Source organism: Roseivivax isoporae LMG 25204, from assembly GCF_000521865.1.
GTDB lineage: Bacteria > Pseudomonadota > Alphaproteobacteria > Rhodobacterales > Rhodobacteraceae > Roseivivax > Roseivivax isoporae.
The window spans coordinates 1-1,649 of record NZ_JAME01000107.1; the positions used below are offsets into that span (position 1 = coordinate 1).

At 65.0% G+C, this 1,649-nt stretch carries 1 protein-coding gene and 1 pseudogene; both read right to left on the reverse strand.

What is annotated here, in order from left to right; genetic code table 11:
- A partial coding sequence (locus tag RISW2_RS22780; RefSeq protein ID WP_043775696.1) for an NAD(P)/FAD-dependent oxidoreductase occupies window positions 1-468 on the reverse strand: 468 nt, incomplete at its 3' end.
- A gap of 198 nt (window positions 469-666) precedes the next feature.
- Window positions 667-1,515: pseudogene (istA, locus tag RISW2_RS22785) on the reverse strand (IS21 family transposase); the annotation flags it as partial.
- Between the last annotated feature and the right edge of the window lie 134 nt (window positions 1,516-1,649).

Sequence of the window (1,649 nt, forward strand, 5' to 3'; positions counted from 1 at the left end):
CACCAACTGGCGCGCCGCGGCGCCTGCCACACGGAACCGTCCATCGGCATGGCCGATCTCGCCGATCCCGGTCGAGAGCCGGATCTCCACCCCGCCCCGGCGGCATTCCTCGAGCAGCATCGCGACGATCTGCCGGGCGCTCCCGTCGCAGAAGAGCTGTCCGAGCGTCTTTTCGTGCCAGGCGATGCCGTGTCGCTCCACCAGCGCGAGGAAGTCCCACTGGGTGTAGCGGCTCAGCGCGGATTTCGCGAAGTGAGGGTTTTCGGACAGGAAGTTCTCGGGGTCGGTCCCGGTGTTGGTGAAGTTGCAGCGGCCGCCGCCGGAAATGAGGATCTTCTTGCCGGGCTTCTCGGCGTGGTCGATCACGAGGACGCGCGCCCCGGCCTGTCCGGCGATCGCGGCAGCCATCAGCCCCGCGCCGCCCGCCCCGAGCACGATCGCGTCGTAGTCCTGGTCCCTCACGCCCACGGCAACATCAGACCCCGTCAATCCTAGCGTTCCACGTCCGACGGGCTGGCAATCATGCCGATTGGCCCTCGACGTGTCGCCGCAGATACGTGCCATCTCTCCAAGAGGAAAGGGGGCAGGCCAGGCGAATGAGCCCGGAAAAGCCGCCGGCCCGAGACGTCTGCGCCAATTGAAAGCTACGCCGCCTCGGCCCGGCTACGGATGCGCCTTCGCCCAGGCGATGAAGCGGTCCAGGAGCCAGGCATTGAGTTCGGCGTAGCTCTTGAACCGCGGGCGCGGCACGAAGAACCGGCGGCGGATCACCCCGACCTGGTTCTCCACTTGGCCCTTCTCCCACCCCGATGCCGGGGTGCAGGCGACCGGCTTGACCAGATAGTGCCCGCACATCTGCTGGAAACGACGATTGTAGGCGCGGTCTCGACCCACGAAGATCGTGTCCACCGCCGTCTTCATGTTGTCGTAAATGCCCCTCGAGCAGGCGCCCCCGAAGAAGGCGAATGCCCTGTCGTGGGCGTCGAACACCATCTCCTGGGTCTCGCGAGGATACGCCCGGACAAAGAGCATCCGGCTGTGACAAAGCCGGACATGGGCGACCTTCACCGTCGTGGTCGCCCCTTCGATCACCACGATCTCATGGCTCCAGTCGAACTGGTAGGCCTCACCGGGATCGAAACTCAGCGGCACGTATGCCGCTGCCGAAGCCTCGCTCTCCGACTTTACCCATGTGGCCGCATAGCGCCGCACCGCATCATAGCCGCCCTCGTAACCGAGCGCCCGGAGTTCCTCGTAGATTCGGATGCGGGTCAGGCGCTCGCGTTTTGCCCGACGTGCGTTCTCGGCCAACATCTCGTCGAGCTGGCCGCGCCAGGGCCCGATCTTCTGTTGTGGCTGAACGCTGCGCTCGTAGGAGAACTCCGTCACCCCCGACCGGATGACCTTCCGCACCGTCTTCCGAGACACCCGAAACTCGCGGCAGATCTGCTTGATCGGCTTCTTGTCTTGAAAATACGCCCGACGGATCTTCGCGATCGTTTCCACCACCAGCATCCCAAACTCGGCTCCCGACTTCCTCGGGAGCACGATGGACCACCCGCATCAGGGGGTCCCTTTTGGGAGCCGATCACCACGATACGGGGTCCTTTTTCCACGCTTGTTCACATCGCCTGGCCGCAGCGGTCAGC